The organism is Herbaspirillum sp. CAH-3 (assembly GCF_009668275.1).
In the GTDB taxonomy this organism is placed as follows: domain Bacteria; phylum Pseudomonadota; class Gammaproteobacteria; order Burkholderiales; family Burkholderiaceae_D; genus Herbaspirillum; species Herbaspirillum aquaticum.
Genome location: NZ_VSWE01000007.1, coordinates 186994 through 202053 on the forward strand (window position 1 = coordinate 186994; position 15060 = coordinate 202053).

Here is a 15060-nt window from a genome sequence, read left to right on the forward strand (position 1 = left end):
GTCAGATGAGCCATCTGTTATCGGCATGCAAACGCTGAACTTGAGACGGGGCGTCTCCTGGTTCCAATCCAAACAAAAAAAGGGCCGCCCGCATCGGCGGGCAGCCCTCTTGCTGGCAGGGCAACAGCCTCGCTCAGCCGGTATTGCGCAAGCCGGCGGCCACCCCATTGATGGTGAGGTGGATGCCGCGCTGCACGCGTTCTTCCGGCGTGCGCTTGGCGGCCGCGGTGGCGCGGTGGCGCTTGATCAGTTCGACCTGCAGGTGGTTCAGCGGATCGAGATAGGCGAAGCGGTTCTTGATCGAGCGCGCCAGCAGCGGATTGCCCGACAGTCGCTCCTTGGTGCCGGTAATGGCCGAGAGCATGGCGCTGGTACGTTCATGCTCGCCGGTGATGCGGCCGAAGATCGTGGTGCGCAGCTTGCGGTCGGCTACCAACCCGGCGTAGCGCGAGGCCACGGCCAGGTCGGTCTTGGAGAGCACCATGTCCATGTTCGACAGCAGGGCTGCGAAGAACGGCCATTCCTTGCACATGGCGCGCAGGGTGGCCAGGCGCTTTGCGCTCTCCTTGGCGTTGCCGGCTTCTTCCAGCCAGCCCGAGACCGCGCTGCCGAAGCCATACCAGCCCGGGAAGAGCAGGCGGCACTGGCCCCACGAGAAGCCCCAGGGAATTGCGCGCAGATCCTCGATGCGCTGGGTCGCCTTGCGCGAGGCCGGGCGCGAACCGATGTTCAGTTGCGCGATCTCGGCAATGGGTGTGGCGGCGAAGAAGTAATCGGTGAAGCCCGGGGTCTCGTAGACCAGGTTGCGGTAGGCGCGATAGGCGCGCTCCGACAGTTCTTCCATGACGCGCTCGAACTCGGCCAGCTTCTTGGCTTCCTTGCCATCGGTGGCGGCAGGCATCAGGCTCGCTTCCAGGGTGGCGGCGACCAGCAGCTCCAGGTTGCGGCGGCCGATTTCCGGATTGGAGAACTTGGAGGCGATGATTTCACCCTGCTCGGTCAGGCGGATCTGGCCGTTGACCGTGCCGGGCGGCTGCGCCAGGATGGCCTGGTAGCTGGGGCCGCCGCCGCGGCCGACGGTGCCGCCACGACCGTGGAAGAGGCGCAGCTTCACGCCGGCTTCATTGAACAGTTCCACCAGCTGGTTCTCGGCCTTGTAGAGCTCCCAGTTGGAGGTCAGGAAGCCGCCATCCTTGTTGGAATCCGAATAGCCCAGCATCACTTCCTGCAGCTTGCCGTGCTTGGCGATCAAGCCCTTGACCTGCGGCAGGGTCAGCCAGCCGCGCATGATCTCGGCCGCACAGCGCAAGTCGGGGATGGTCTCGAAGAGCGGGATGACCATCAGTTCCAGCTCGTGCAGCTGGTTGCCTTCGATGTGCAGCAGGCCCGTTTCCTTCTGCAGCAGCAAGACTTCCAGCAGGTCGGAGAGGGTTTCGGTGTGCGAGATGATGTAGTTGCGGATGGCGCGTTCGCCGTAGCGGCGGCGGATTTCACGCGCTGCACGCAGGATGGTCAGCTCGGAATTGGTCTCATCGGCGTACTGCAGGTAGGGCGAATACAGCAGGCGCGGCCTGGACAGTTCGCCCAGCAGCAGGGCGATCTTGCGCTCTTCAGCCAGGCCCGCGTAGTCGGCCTCGACCTGGGCCTTGGCAAAGAGCTCGGCCAGCACACGCTCGTGGACGTCGGAGCTTTGGCGCATGTCCAGCGTGGCCAGGTGGAAGCCGAAGATTTCCACGGCACGCTTCAATCCGGCCAGGCGCGGCTTGACCAGCGCGGCACCGTGGTTGGCCTGCAGCGAGGCTACCAGCACCTCCAGTTCAGCCACGCATTCGGCCGGGCTGGCGTAGGGCGCGGCAGCACCGATTTCCTGGCGCAGGATGTTGACCACGCCCAGCGAACGGGCGGTGGCGGCCAGGCGCGCGTAGATGCCGATGAGGGCGCGGCGGTAGGGTTCGTCGGCGCGGTGCTCGGAGTGGTCCGGCGAGGCATCGGCCAGGGCCAGCAGTTCCGGGCTGGCCGCGACCATCAGGGTGGAGATGGACATCTCGGCGCCCAGCGTGTGCACTTCGTCGAGGTAGTAATCGAAGATGGTGGTGGACTGGCGCTTCAACGCATGCTGCATGGTGGCGGCATTGACGTTGGGATTGCCGTCGCGGTCGCCGCCGATCCAGCTGCCCATCTGCAGGTAGGGCGGCAGTTCCACTGCGCGGGTCTTGGCGCGCGAGGGGAACTGGCTGTCGATCTCGGCCTCGATGTCGTCATACAGGGCCGGCAGTTCGCGCAGGAAGGTGATGCGGTAGTAGGAGAGGGCGTTCTCGATCTCGTCGGCCACCGTCAGCTTGGTATAGCGCAGCATGCGCGTCTGCCACAGCGTGGCGATGCGCGCGCGCAGCAGTTCGGTGTTGTGGCGCAGTTCGCGCGGGGTCAGCGGCAGGTCGCGTTCGGCCACCAGGCGGGCAATCTCGCGCTCGGCGTCCAGGATGGACTTGCGCTGCACTTCGGTCGGGTGGGCGGTCAGCACCGGCGAGACCAGCGCTTCCTTCAGGAAGCTGCGCACTTGCGCGCCCGAGACCCCGGCATCGTCCAGGCGCGAGAGCGCATAGGCCACGCTGCCCGGCTTGGCCTCTGAGCCCGCCAGCAGGTGCGCGCGGCGGCGGCGGTTGTGGTGCTGGTCTTCGGCGATGTTGGCCAGGTGCGAGAAATAGGAAAACGCGCGCACCACCGAATTGGTCTGGTCGCGGGTCAGTTTCTTCAACAGCTTGTCCAGCTCGGCGCCGGCCTTGGCGTCGGATTCGCGGCGAAAACGCACGGCGGTCTGGCGAATGGTTTCCACCACCTCGAAGACTTCATCGCCTTCCTGTTCCCGCACGACTTCGCCCAGGAGACGTCCGAGCAAGCGGATGTCTTCCTTCAGGGGCGCGTCCTTGTCGGTGCTGCGGGCGGGTTTGGTGACGGTCTTGCTGGCCGGGCTGCGCTTGGCGGCAGTGGTGGCGCGTGGCGTGGAGGGAGTGGAACGGGCACTGCGTGGTGTTGGATTTTTAGTCGCCATGATCAACGGTTGCTGCGGTTTTCGGAGGAGAAAGTCGTGCTTGTGGATCGGATTGCCGTAGGTGTGCGTGCTAGAATTTGCCTCGTTTTTGGTGTGCGTCTCGCTTCTGGTCGCTGTGATCGATGTGCGTTGCTGCTTGCCCCCGATCGCTTTTTTTAATCGTATTGTTCAGTCTGGATGCGCCGGTCTCCTGCTTTCCCTGTCTCCTCGGCCGCGGGTGCCACGACTGAATCGGAAAGCCCGTCTTGAAAGAATTTCCTCCTTCCAACATCGTCATCGTCTCGCGTGAAAGCCGCCTCGCCATGTGGCAGGCCGAGTACGTGCGGGACCGTCTGGCGGCATTATATCCGCAGTGCAGCATCAATATCCTCGGAACCACTACCCGTGGCGACCAGATTCTTGATCGCGCGCTTTCCAAGGTGGGTGGCAAGGGCCTGTTCGTCAAGGAACTGGAAGTGGCCATGGCCGAAGGCCGCGCCGACCTCGCCGTGCACTGCTTGAAGGACATGCCGATGGACCTGCCCGAAGGCTTCGAGCTGGCCGCCATCCTGGAACGCGAAGACCCGCGCGACGCCTTCGTCTCCAACGACTACGACTCGCTTGATGCGCTGCCCGCCGGCGCCATCGTCGGCACCAGCAGCCTGCGCCGCCAGGCCATGATCGCCGCGCGTTATCCGCAACTGGTGGTCAAGCCGCTGCGCGGCAATCTCGATACCCGCCTGGCCAAGCTGGATCGCGGCGATTATGCCGCCATCATCCTGGCCGTGGCCGGCCTGAACCGCCTGGGCCTGAAGGCGCGCATCCGCTCCTTCCTCGATCCCGAACAGAGCCTGCCCTCGCCCGGCCAGGGCACGCTGGCCATCGAGATCCCCGAAGGCCGTGACGACATCAAGCGCCTGCTGGCGCCCCTGCATGATGTGCCGGCGGCCGTCGTGTCGGCGGCCGAGCGTTCGGTCTCGCGCATCTTCGGTGCCAGCTGCCAGATCCCGCTGGCGGCCTACGCCACGCTGGACGGCGAACGCCTGCACCTGCGCGCCATGATCGCCACCCCCGACGGCGCGCAAGCCGCTGCCGCCGAGGCCGAAGGCTCGCCGGATGCGCCCGAGGCGCTCGGTGCGCAAGTGGCCGAGCTGCTCAAGTCGAGCGGCGCCGATGCCATTCTGGCGGCCTGCAAGGCCCAGGCTGATGCCGCTTCGGCCTGAGCCCGTTTCATCCTTGCCGGTGGTCGTGACCCGGCCACTGCAGCAGGCCGGCGCCTTTGCCGGGCGCGTGCAGCAACTGGGACGGCGTGCCGTGGTGTTCCCGCTGCTGGCCATCGGACCGGTGGACGATGACAGCGAACTCAAGGCCACGCTGGCGCGCCTGCACGACTTTGCGCTGGTGGTCTTCGTCAGCCCCAATGCCATCGATGCCGCCTTTGCCCACCTGCAGCAATGGCCGCGCGATGTGCCCATCGGCATCGTGGGGGAGGGCAGCAGGGTGGCCTTGCGCGGCCATGGCGTCGATACGGGCAACGCCACCATCTACGGCCCCCAACGCGCCGACAAGATGGATTCCGAGGAATTGTTCAAATCCCTCCCGCTGGAACAATTGCGCGGCAGGCGCGCTCTGATCGTGCGCGGCCAGGCCGGCCGCGACTTCCTGAGTGAAGCTTTGCAACAACAGGGCGTGGAGGTCGAATTGCTCACTGCCTATCGCCGCCTGGCGCCCGAACTGGACGCGCAAAACCGCCTGCAACTGCTGGATTTGCTCGACGGTGGCGCCGACTGGGTCATCACCAGTTCCGAGGCCTTGCGCAATTTGCTTCACTTGGCAAGACTAGCCGGGGGCGAGGAACGTGTGGTAAAACTGCAACGACAACGCATCGTCGTCTCTCACCACAGGATCGCCGAGACCGCGCGGGAGCAGGGTTTCGTGCAGGTGGTCCTGACCGGCTCGGGAGATGAACGCCTGCTTGCCGCCCTTGTTCCATCCGCTCCCTGAGTGGCCGCGTAATTTGCCGCGTTACAATCCAGCCCATGAACGAACAGCAACCCACTCCCCAATTGCCGGAGCCTCAACCGCAAGCCAGCCACGGCGCTGGTGCTGCGGCCCCGCAGGCTTCCTATACCTTCACCCCGCCGGATGGCACGGCCGTGCTGCGCCGCCGCCAGCGTGCGCAGACCATCGTGCTGCTGCTGGTCATCGCCGGCCTGGGCGCGCAGTGGTGGGTCTCGCATACCGAACTGCGCGACCTGCGCAGCGAAGTCGCGCAGCGCCTGCAGAATGGCGACAACAGCAGCAATGAACTGAAGGGCGTGCTCAAGGCCGTGCAGGAGAGCACCAAGGAACTGCAATCCAAGGTCAGCGTGCTCGACAGCAAGCAGGCCGAGTCCCAGAGCCAGCAACTGGCGCTGGAACAGATGTACCAGGACCTGAACAAGAACCGCGACGACTGGGCCCTCTCCGAAATCGAGGAAGTCCTTTCCACCGCTGACCAGCAGCTGGAGCTGGCCGGCAACGTGCAAGGCGCGCTGATCGCGCTGCAGAATGCCGACAAGAGCCTGTCGCGCTCGGACAAGGCGCAGTTCATCGCCATTCGCCGCGCCATCGCGCGTGACATCGAACGCCTGAAGGCCCTGCCCACGGTGGACATCGCCGGCATCGCCGTGCGCCTGGACAGCGCCATCGGCCAGGTCGACAACCTGCCGCTGCTGGTCGATGAGCGTCCGGTGGAGTCTGCCAGCGAACCCAAGCAACAGCAGGTGAAGACCGCTGCCGCCGAGAAGCCCGCCGCCAAGGGCGAGGCCGGCCGTGCCAAGACCAAGGCTGAAGCCGCGCCTGCGGAAGCGTCGGCCTGGTCGCAATGGCTGGCCGGTGCCCGCGAAACCTGGCAGAGCATGAGCACCGAGATGTGGTCCGAGCTGCGCCAGCTGGTGCGCATCCGCGAAGTGCAGACCCCCGAAGCGATCCTGCTCTCGCCGGGCCAGGCGTACTTCGTGCGTGAGAACCTCAAGCTGCGCCTCTTGAATGCACGCCTGGCGCTGCTCTCGCGCAACGAGTTCGCCTTCCGCAATGACCTGTCCTCGGCGCAGGACACCATCGCCAAGTATTTCGATACCCGCGCCAAGCAGGTCCAGACCACGCAGGCGCTGTTGAAGCAGGTGCAGGGCAGCAATGTCTCCATCCAGTTGCCCACGCTGGCTGAAAGCCTGAACGCGGTGCGCAACTACAAGGCCCGTCCGTGAGCCGCTGACGGGAACCTGATATGAAAATACTGCTCTGGCTTCTGACCCTGTTTGCCTCCGCCATCGGCCTGGCCGTGCTGGCGCGCTTCAACCCCGGCAATGTGGTGCTGTTCTATCCGCCGTACCGCATCGACCTGTCCCTGAACTTCTTCATCTTCGCCGTGCTGGCGGTGTTCCTGACCATCTACGTGGTCATCCGCGCCATCCGCCTGACGCAGAAGCTGCCCGGCCGCGTGATCGCCTATCGCCGTGCCAAGCGCGAGAATGAAAGCAACAAGGCCCTGCGCGACGCCCTGAAGGCTTACTTCGAAGGCCGCTTCGGCCAGGCCGAGAAGTCCGCCACGCGCGCCTCCGACCTGCCCGACAACGCCGGCGTGGCCGCCCTGATTGCGGCCCGTGCCGCGCACCGCATGCGCCAGGGCGACCGCCGCGACATCTGGCTGGCCAGCACCGAAGTCGATCCCACGCTCAAGGCTGCGCGCCTGATGACGGCACTGGAACTGCAAGTGGACGAACATCACTTCAAGCAGGCGCTGGAAACCGTGGAAGAGTTGAACGCCAACGGCACCCGCCACATCCAGGCCCTGCAATGGGCGTTGAAGGCCAACCAGCAAGCCAAGAACTGGCCCGAAGTGCTGCGCCTGGTGCAGACCCTGGACAAGCGCAACGCCCTGCATCCGGCCCTGTCGAATCGCCTGCGCGAGATGTCCTACGATGCCTTGCTGTCGGACCGCTCGCACGATGCCGAATCGATTCGCCTCTTGTGGAATGGCGTGCCTGGTGTCGACAAGCTGAAGCCCTACATCGCCGCACGTGCCGCCCACGCCTTCTCCAGCCGTGGCCTGCATGATGAAGCGCGCAGCCTGCTGGAACGCGCGCTGGCGGCTGACTGGGATATCCGCCTCTTGCGTGCCTATCGTGAATCGACCGCCGAAGCCGGCTCGCCGGCCTTGCTGTCGCAGATCGAGCATTGCGAATCCTGGTTGTCCAAGAACCCGACCGATGCCGAACTGGCCCTGACCCTGGGCATGTTCTGCCTGCGCCAGAAGCTGTGGGGCAAGGCCCAGCGCCATCTGGAGCAAGCCCTCTCGGACGCCATCGAACCGCGCACCGTGCGCGAATCGCACCTGGCCCTGGCCCAGCTGCACGAGGCCCTGGACCAGCCCGACCAGGCCGCCGGCCACTACAAGCAATGCGCCCTGGCTACAGCCATCCGCTGAACTTGTTGCGCCGGTCAATGACCAAGGCGGAAGCGGCGCAAGCCCTTCCGCCTTTTTCATGTGCGCTGCCGGGCACTGTCATGTTGGCGTAAGTTGCACCGGCCAAGATGCCGGTCTGAGCCTGAATGCCGCTATAATTGCGGCTTTCCGGTGTTTGGCATGCCTGAATTGAGCATTAAGCGCCGTTTAATGCTCATGGCATCGAGCATTAAGCATGGATGCCTTGGCGCTGCCGACCCGAAAACCGCTTTTCGTTTCTTTCCCTAGTGAGAATCCCATGAGCCTGAACAACGTCCCCGCTGGCCGCGACCTGCCCAATGACTTCAACGTGATCATCGAAATCCCGATGAACGCCGACCCGATCAAGTACGAAGTGGACAAGGACACCGGCGCCATCTTCGTCGACCGTTTCATGGGCACTGCCATGCACTATCCGTGCAACTACGGCTACATTCCCCAGACCCTGTCGCAAGACGGCGACCCGGTCGACGTGCTGGTGATCACCCCGTTCCCGCTGATCCCGGGCGTGGTGGTGCGCTGCCGTCCCATCGGCGTGCTGAAGATGGCCGATGAATCGGGCATCGATGCCAAGCTGCTGGCCGTGCCGGTCGACAAGATCCTGCCGATCTACACCCACTGGCAAAAGCCGGAAGACCTCAACGAACTGCGCCTGAACCAGATCAAGCACTTCTTCGAACACTACAAGGACCTGGAAAAGGGCAAGTGGGTCAAGGTCGAAGGCTGGGAAGGCCCGGACGCCGCCCGCGCTGAAATCCTGGCTGGTGTGGAAGCGTTCAAGAACGCCAAGTAATTCCCCGTCAGCAAGACATAAAAAATCGCCCGACAGGTTTGCGCCTGTCGGGCGATTTTCATTTCATGACCGGCGCGGGCCGGTCGATGTGCTCAACGCCGGGTCAATCCAGCTTGGCCGCATGCTCGCGGGTCGCATGGAAAGTGATCTCCGGCCAGCGTTCCTGGGTCAGGCGCAGGTTCACGCCCGAGCTGGCCAGGTAGGCCATGTTGCCGGCCGCATCGATGGCCAGGTTGGCGCCGGCCGAGGACTTCTCGAAGTCGGCCAGTTTCTTCTTGTCATCGCAGCTGATCCAGCGGGCGCTGCTGATGCTGGTGCCTTCAAACACCGCGTCCACGCCATATTCATTCAGCAGGCGGCTGGCCACCACTTCGAACTGCAGCACGCCCACCGCGCCCAGGATCAGGTCGCTGCCGGTGACGGGCTTGAAGACCTGCACCGCACCTTCTTCACCCAGCTGCTGCAAGCCCTTGTGCAACTGCTTGATCTTGAGCGGATTGCGGATGCGCGCCACGCGGAAGAAATCCGGCGCGAAGTAGGGAATGCCGGTGAACTGCAGCATCTCGCCTTCGGAGAAGCTGTCGCCGATCTGCATGTTGCCGTGGTTGGGCAGGCCGATGATGTCGCCGGCATAGGCTTCTTCCACCTGTTCGCGGCTGGAGGCCATGAAGGTCACCACCGACGACACCTTGATGTCGCGGTTCAGGCGCAGGTGCTTCAACTTCATGCCGCGCTCGAAGCGCCCCGAGCACACGCGCAGGAAGGCGATGCGGTCGCGGTGCGCCGGGTCCATGTTGGCCTGGATCTTGAAGACGAAACCGGAGAAGGGCTCTTCGGTCGGCTTGACATCACGCACGGTGGCGTCGCGTCCGCCCGGACCCGGTGCCCAGTCCAGCAGCGCATCGAGGATCTCGCGCACGCCGAAGTTGTTGATGGCCGAACCGAAGAAGACCGGGGTCTGCACACCGGCCAGGAAATCTTCCAGGTTGAAGGGGTGGGAGGCGCCATGCACCAGTTCCACTTCCATCTTGAGCTGTTCGATTTCCAGCGGGAACATCTCGGCCAGCTTGGGATTGTCGATGCCCTTGATGATTTCCACGTTGCCGTTGGCGCGTTCTTCACCGGCCTTGAAGAGCATGATCTCGTCACGCAGCAGGTGATACACGCCACGGAAATTCTTGCCCATGCCGATCGGCCAGGTCACCGGCGCGCACTGGATCTTCAGCACCGACTCCAGCTCATCCAACAGTTCCAGCGAATCGCGGGTCTCGCGGTCCAGCTTGTTCATGAAGGTGATGATGGGCGTATTGCGCATGCGGCAGACGTTCAACAGCTTGATGGTCTGTTCTTCCACGCCCTTGGCGGCATCGATCACCATCAGCGCCGAGTCCACGGCGGTCAGCACGCGGTAGGTATCTTCCGAGAAGTCCTGGTGGCCCGGGGTGTCGAGCAGGTTGACGACGTGATCGCGGTACTCGAACTGCATCACCGAGCTGGCCACGGAAATGCCGCGCTGCTTTTCGATTTCCATCCAGTCCGAGGTCGCGTGGCGGCCGCTCTTGCGGGCCTTCACGGTACCGGCCAGCTGGATCGCGCCCGAGAACAGCAGCAGCTTTTCGGTCAGCGTGGTTTTACCGGCGTCGGGGTGGGAGATGATGCCGAAGGTGCGGCGGCGTTTGACTTCGCGCGCGATCAGGTCGGAAGAGACCTTGGTGGTGGCGCCAGGCGCGCTGGCGTTATCTGCGTCAGCGGCTTGGGGAGCGGTGGCGGCGACGTCGGGGAGTTCGTTGCTGGGTTCTTGCATGGCGGATCGGTCGGGGTGGGAGCCGGGCGGAACACGGCCCCCGGCGCGGCTGGACGATCCAACCCGCATGGCCTCGGGCTGCGCGCACTGTTCCTTTGGCAAGGAGGCGCCGCACGCCCTGTTCCGACAGCTCTGGAAAACCCGAGATTATAACTGAAGCGGCCCGCTTGCCCGCATGTTTGCCGGACGGCAACGTGCGGGCGGCGGGCGGTCCAGGCGATGACGCACAGGTAGGGCGCGGCAGGATCAGGAGCGTTCGTCGCGGCGATCCTCGCGCCGCTGATGGGCTTCGCGCTGCTGGGCCTGCTGCTGGCGCGCCTGGTGCTGCTGCTGTTGCTGGCGGGCCTGCTCCATCTGGCGATGCTGCTGCTCGCGCTGCTGGTTCATCATCTGCTGCTGGCGTTGCTGCTCCTGCTGTTGATGCTGGCGCATCTGCTGCTCACGCTGTTGCTGCTGCAATTGCTGTTGCTGCATCTGCTGCTGGCGTTGTTGCTGCTGCTCCACCTGTTGCTGGCGCTGCTGCCACTGGCGTTCCTGGGCCTGCTGCTGCTGGCGCTGCTCCTGGGCTTGCTGGTCGCGTTGCAGCTGCTGGCCACGGATCATCTGTTCACGCTGGCGTTGCTGGTCATAGGCCTGCTGTTCACGCTGGCGCTGCTGGTCGATGGCCTGGCGCTGGCGCAGCTGATCCTGCTGGGCCACCCGCTGCTGGACGTTGTCGGCCACCGGCAGCGGGCGCGCCGCATTGGCCGGGAAGGGCTGTCCCGCTTGCGCTTGCGGACCATGTCCATGCCACTGCGGCGCATGCTGGGCCTGTACCAGGTTCTGTGCCTGGGGGCCAGCCAGCGGACGTTGTCCCGGCGGCGGGGCCAGTGCCGGGGCTGGCAGCTGCGCAGTGCGGCCGCCGGCATAACGCTGGTCGTGATGCCAGACCACCGGACGCTGGTTCATCGTCACGTTGCGGTTCACGTTGATGTTGTTGTTGACGTAGCGGTTGTTGATGACGCTGGTGTTGTTGACGTTGTTCACATTGGTCACATTGGTGACGTTGTTGATGCGCGTCTGCGTGACCATCACCTGGCGCTGGCGCCAGTCCGGGCGCGCATCACCAAAGACCGCACTCATGACGCCAATGCCCACCCCGAAGCTGATGCTGGCCGAGAACCCCGGCTCATAGCTGGGCGGACGATAGCGCGGCGGTGGCGCCCACACCACCGGTGGAGCCGACGGCCACCACCAGTTGCCATACACCACGGTCGGGTTGTAATACGGCACATAAACCACCTGCGGATTGACCGGCACGATCTCGATCACTTCGTCCTGCACCACCACGCGCTGCTGCGGGCTGGATTCGAGCGTGCCGGCGATGCGGGCGCGTTCGCGCAGGTTCTGCACCGTATCCATGACCGAGGTCTGCTGGGCGAGGAAGGCCTGTCCCAGTTGCTGGGTCCAGTCCAGGCGATCATTGAGCATGGCCAGTACCGAGGGGAATTGCACCAGCGCCTTCACGCTCGGGTCCCACGGCATGGGGGCTACCGCCCGCGCCAGGCCGTCGCCCTGCAGGCCCGGCCGGGCTTCGACAAAGCGCTGGGCCTGCACCACTTCCAGCGGATAGGTCGAGGCCATCAGCACCTGGGCCAGCAGCGAATCAGGATACAGCGCCACCGGGGCCAGCATCTGGTCCAGCTGTTGCTGGGTATAGGCGGGCGGGGGTGGCGGTGCGTACGTTGTCTGCGCCTGCACGGGCAGGCCAGAGACCAGCGAAAAGACCAGGCAGGTGGCCCAGGCCAGGGATGTCTTGTTCATGTCGTTCTCCTTGCCGGATTGCGTGCGGCGGAAGGAGGCAACAGGCGGTGCATGCTTCCGGGGCACAGGATGGAGCCATGCTCTGCCAACTTGAGTGCGCAAGGTGTAACGGAAGTGCAAGCAATGTTTCAGCCCGGGGGCGGCAGTGATCGCACCACTTGCCCAGTGGAAAGCCTTGCGCAAGGCGGGGGCTGCTGTGGCATCATGAATGGCCACGGCACGAATCTCATCAAGGAAACCGATGAATCGCATGATATTCATCTATCGTGCAGATCAGTCATTCATGAGCTTCACCGGCATCGCAGCGGCCCGCCACGATGGGTTGCCACGCTTTGCGACGGGGGAGGAGAAACGTTCTAAACTGTTTTCGCAGCAGGGCCGGGCATGCAGCAAGTACCAAGGCAAACTTTTTACGACAACAAGCCATCAAGCAAGGAACGACCATGAGCCATCACCTGATCTGGCGGCGCGATGATTTCCTCATCGACACCGATCCCGACCGGCTGGACATCCCCCTCATCCACGACGTACTGACCCATTCGAGCTGGTCGCCCGGCATCGACCTCAACACCGTGCGCACGGCGCTGGCCAACAGCCTCTGCTTCGGGCTCTATCGCGGCAAGCAGCAGATCGGCTTCGCCCGCGTGGTGACCGATCACGCCACCTTCGGCTACCTGTGCGATGTCTTCGTGGTCGGCGACCTGCGCGGCCAGGGCCTGGGCCGCTGGATGATCGAATCGGTCAACCAGCATCCCACGCTGCAGAAACTGCGCCGCGTCATGCTGACCACTTCTACCGCGCCGTGGCTGTATGCCAGCTGTGGTTTCGAGGCCATCAATCGCGGTGACTTCGTCTGGCATATCTCGCGCCCGGATATCTACAAGCAGGCCGCGGCGCAGTAAATCTTCCTGCGCCGGATCAGCGGAGTGCAGGCATGCCTCCGCTGGTTTTCCTGATGCGACCTGACCGGCGTGATCAGTAAACTTAGTTTTCCAGCGCTTTTGCTTCCTTGGCCTTCTACCGGAAAACGCATGCGGATTCCCGCTGTGTGCGATTCCAGAACCCCTGCGGATTCCTCCTCCCGTCTTCCTTCCTAAGCATTTTTCTTCCCGGCCCCGCCTGGGACGGCCATATCCGATGCTGGCAACTTAGTTTTGATGAAGACTTGATCCAGTTCCTGTCGCAGTGACGCAAAGATGATCCGCATCAAGAAGCGGCCAGATGTGAATTTGCATCATTTTTCGCAGACTTATAATTTTGGCACCTCTTCATTTCAGTCCGCCGCCTCGCCGCGTCACATCACCTCGCGAGCGCACGACTCCTGACCATGACCATTGCCAACAAACTCCGTCTGCTTCTGCTTGCCGTCGTCCTCGGCCTGGCCAGCCTCACCGGCCTGAGCATCCATCACAGCAATCGAATTGCCGATGCTGCCAGCTATTCTGCGGTCAACACCGTGCCCAGCCTGCTGCTGCTGGGCGAGGCGGGGGAAGCCATCTTCCGCATCCGCGTGGGCATCTGGCGCTATGCGGCTGCGACCGATCCTGCCGTGCGTGCCAAGCTGGAGAAATCCATGGGCACGAACCGCGACAAGGTCATCGCCGCCTTCGACCGTTACGAGAAGGAAGCCCTTTCCGACGCGACCGATCGCCAGTTGCTGCAAGCCGATCGCGACGCCTTCGCCGACTATGAAAAAAGCCGCCAGGTGGTCATCGCCCTGGGAGCCGCAGGCAAGATCGAGGAAGCCCTGCACGCCGTCGAGCACCAGGTCGTGCCGCCCGGGGACAAGCTCATCGGCGCCCTGGCTGCGCATCGGCAGTACAACGCCCAGCTGGGCCAGCAAGGTGTGCAGGCGGCCCAGGGCAGCCTGCGCTCGGCCGTCTACCAGGCGGTGTTGATGAGCCTGGCCGTGTGTGCGGTGGTGGCGGTGGTCAGCCTGCTGATTTCGCGCACCATTTCCACTTCGCTGGGCGAGGCCATCATGACGGCGCGCGCCATTGCCACGGGCGACCTCAGCACCCGTATCCGTCGCCGCGCCGATGATGAAGTGGGCCAGCTGATGATTGCCATCCAGCAGATGACCGACAGCCTGGTCCGCATCGTGAGCAATGTGCGCAGCAGTGCCAGCGCCATCGCCACGGCCACGGGAGAAATCGCCGCCGGCAACCTTGACCTGTCGGCCCGTACCGAATCCCAGGCTGGCTCCATCGAAGAGACCGCCTCCGCCATGGAGCAACTGACGGCCACCGTGCGCCAGAATGCGGACAACGCCCAGCAGGCCAATGTGCTGGCCAGCTCCGCCTCCAGCATCGCTACCGAGGGTGGGCAGGCGGTGCAGCAGGTGGTGCGAACGATGGAAGAGATCAATGCGTCCTCGCTGAAAATCGTCGACATCATCAGCGTGATCGACGGTATCGCGTTCCAGACCAACATCCTGGCCTTGAATGCGGCCGTTGAAGCCGCGCGTGCCGGCGAGCAGGGGCGCGGCTTTGCGGTGGTGGCCTCTGAAGTGCGTTCACTGGCCCAGCGCTCGGCTGCGGCGGCGCGTGAGATCAAGCAACTGATCGATGACTCGGTCGGCAAGGTGGAGAGCGGCAGCCGCCTGGTGGCGCAAGCGGGCGATACGATCCAGCAGGTGGTCGACAGCGTGCGCCGCGTGACCGACATCGTCGCCGACATCACGGCTGCCAGCGCCGAGCAGAGTGATGGCATCGTCCAGGTCAACCAGGCCATCGGTTTGATGGATCAGGCCACGCAGCAGAATGCGGCGCTGGTGGAGCAGGCAGCTGCGGCATCGCAGTCGATGCGGGAGCAGGCAGCGGGATTGTCCGAGGCCGTGGCGGTGTTCAAGCTGGCGCATGAGCTGCAGATGCAGGGTGAAGCAGCTCCACACGCGACGGCTGCAGGCACCTTGGCAGGACGCGACGTGCTGGCCTTGCCTGCCTGATGCAGGTGCTTGCGCCCGTGGTGGTCGGCGCAAGCGTCTGTTTTTGACGCCGGTTTTTTTGGAGGCCGCGTCAGCTTGCGGATGGTCAGCAGTAGTCATGAGATGTGAGCGTTGGTGATCCTCAGTTCGGCTAAGGTTCCTGCAGCCCGATGTGGGCAAGCATTCTGCAGTGACCTACTCATGCGCCAAGGAGAGCCGA

Annotated in this window: 11 protein-coding genes; 8 read left to right on the forward strand and 3 right to left on the reverse strand. The window is 64.1% G+C overall.

All coding sequences use genetic code 11. From position 1 onward, the window contains the following. Positions 1-133 precede the first annotated feature (133 nt). Complete coding sequence (gene ppc / locus FYB76_RS10970) at positions 134-3049, reverse strand: phosphoenolpyruvate carboxylase (RefSeq protein WP_154133653.1); 2916 nt, start codon at positions 3047-3049, stop codon at positions 134-136. 245 nt (positions 3050-3294) lie between these two features. On the opposite strand from ppc, the gene hemC reads away from it, so the two are divergent. The 5 genes from hemC (at position 3295) to ppa (ending at position 8307) form a co-directional block, all read left to right on the forward strand. Continuing rightward, positions 3295-4251, forward strand: coding sequence for a hydroxymethylbilane synthase (gene hemC, locus FYB76_RS10975; protein WP_154133654.1), 957 nt, complete (start codon positions 3295-3297; stop codon positions 4249-4251). Further along, on the forward strand, positions 4235-5032 hold the full coding sequence (locus FYB76_RS10980; protein ID WP_154133655.1) for a uroporphyrinogen-III synthase: 798 nt from the start codon (positions 4235-4237) through the stop codon (positions 5030-5032). The genes hemC and FYB76_RS10980 overlap by 17 nt, the downstream gene beginning before the upstream one ends. 35 nt (positions 5033-5067) lie before the next feature. After that, on the forward strand, positions 5068-6276 hold the full coding sequence (locus FYB76_RS10985; RefSeq protein WP_088753405.1) for a uroporphyrinogen-III C-methyltransferase: 1209 nt from the start codon (positions 5068-5070) through the stop codon (positions 6274-6276). Between the two features lie 20 nt (positions 6277-6296). Continuing rightward, on the forward strand, positions 6297-7496 hold the full coding sequence (locus tag FYB76_RS10990) for a heme biosynthesis protein HemY (RefSeq protein WP_088753406.1): 1200 nt from the start codon (positions 6297-6299) through the stop codon (positions 7494-7496). A 277-nt stretch (positions 7497-7773) separates the two neighbouring features. Next, entirely contained in the window at positions 7774-8307 is a 534-nt protein-coding gene (ppa, locus tag FYB76_RS10995; protein WP_006463345.1) for an inorganic diphosphatase, read from the forward strand. Positions 8308-8410: 103 nt separating this feature from the next. On the opposite strand, the gene FYB76_RS11000 is transcribed toward ppa, so the two are convergent. Together FYB76_RS11000 and FYB76_RS11005 are read right to left on the reverse strand one after the other, a co-directional pair. Further along, positions 8411-10111 (reverse strand): peptide chain release factor 3, encoded by a 1701-nt coding sequence (locus FYB76_RS11000; RefSeq protein WP_088753407.1) that lies wholly within the window; start codon positions 10109-10111, stop codon positions 8411-8413. Positions 10112-10357: 246 nt separating this feature from the next. Then, positions 10358-11914, reverse strand: a complete 1557-nt coding sequence (locus FYB76_RS11005) for a DUF3300 domain-containing protein (protein WP_154133656.1) — start codon at positions 11912-11914, stop codon at positions 10358-10360. 241 nt (positions 11915-12155) lie between these two features. Between FYB76_RS11005 and FYB76_RS11010 the strand changes: the two genes are divergently transcribed. The 3 genes from FYB76_RS11010 (at position 12156) to FYB76_RS11020 (ending at position 14861) form a co-directional block, all read left to right on the forward strand. Further along, a complete protein-coding gene (locus FYB76_RS11010; protein WP_154133657.1) occupies positions 12156-12389 on the forward strand; it encodes a hypothetical protein in 234 nt (77 codons plus the stop codon). Then, positions 12358-12816 (forward strand): GNAT family N-acetyltransferase, encoded by a 459-nt coding sequence (locus FYB76_RS11015; protein WP_088753409.1) that lies wholly within the window; start codon positions 12358-12360, stop codon positions 12814-12816. Before FYB76_RS11010 ends, FYB76_RS11015 begins: the two co-directional genes overlap by 32 nt. A gap of 425 nt (positions 12817-13241) precedes the next feature. Then, positions 13242-14861: a methyl-accepting chemotaxis protein gene (locus FYB76_RS11020; RefSeq protein WP_195724616.1), complete on the forward strand. Its 1620-nt coding sequence runs from the start codon at positions 13242-13244 to the stop codon at positions 14859-14861. Positions 14862-15060 lie beyond the last annotated feature (199 nt).

Bases quoted from the DNA above. Each gene is read 5' to 3' on its own strand.
- ppc (WP_154133653.1), bottom strand. From the start codon at position 3,049: ATGGCGACTAAAAATCCAACACCACGCAGTGCCCGTTCCACTCCCTCC.
- FYB76_RS10980 (WP_154133655.1), top strand. From the start codon at position 4,235: ATGCCGCTTCGGCCTGAGCCCGTTTCATCCTTGCCGGTGGTCGTGACC.
- FYB76_RS10985 (WP_088753405.1), top strand. From the start codon at position 5,068: ATGAACGAACAGCAACCCACTCCCCAATTGCCGGAGCCTCAACCGCAA.
- FYB76_RS10990 (WP_088753406.1), top strand. From the start codon at position 6,297: ATGAAAATACTGCTCTGGCTTCTGACCCTGTTTGCCTCCGCCATCGGC.
- ppa (WP_006463345.1), top strand. From the start codon at position 7,774: ATGAGCCTGAACAACGTCCCCGCTGGCCGCGACCTGCCCAATGACTTC.
- FYB76_RS11000 (WP_088753407.1), bottom strand. From the start codon at position 10,111: ATGCAAGAACCCAGCAACGAACTCCCCGACGTCGCCGCCACCGCTCCC.
- FYB76_RS11005 (WP_154133656.1), bottom strand. From the start codon at position 11,914: ATGAACAAGACATCCCTGGCCTGGGCCACCTGCCTGGTCTTTTCGCTG.
- FYB76_RS11010 (WP_154133657.1), top strand. From the start codon at position 12,156: ATGAATCGCATGATATTCATCTATCGTGCAGATCAGTCATTCATGAGC.
- FYB76_RS11015 (WP_088753409.1), top strand. From the start codon at position 12,358: ATGAGCCATCACCTGATCTGGCGGCGCGATGATTTCCTCATCGACACC.
- FYB76_RS11020 (WP_195724616.1), top strand. From the start codon at position 13,242: ATGACCATTGCCAACAAACTCCGTCTGCTTCTGCTTGCCGTCGTCCTC.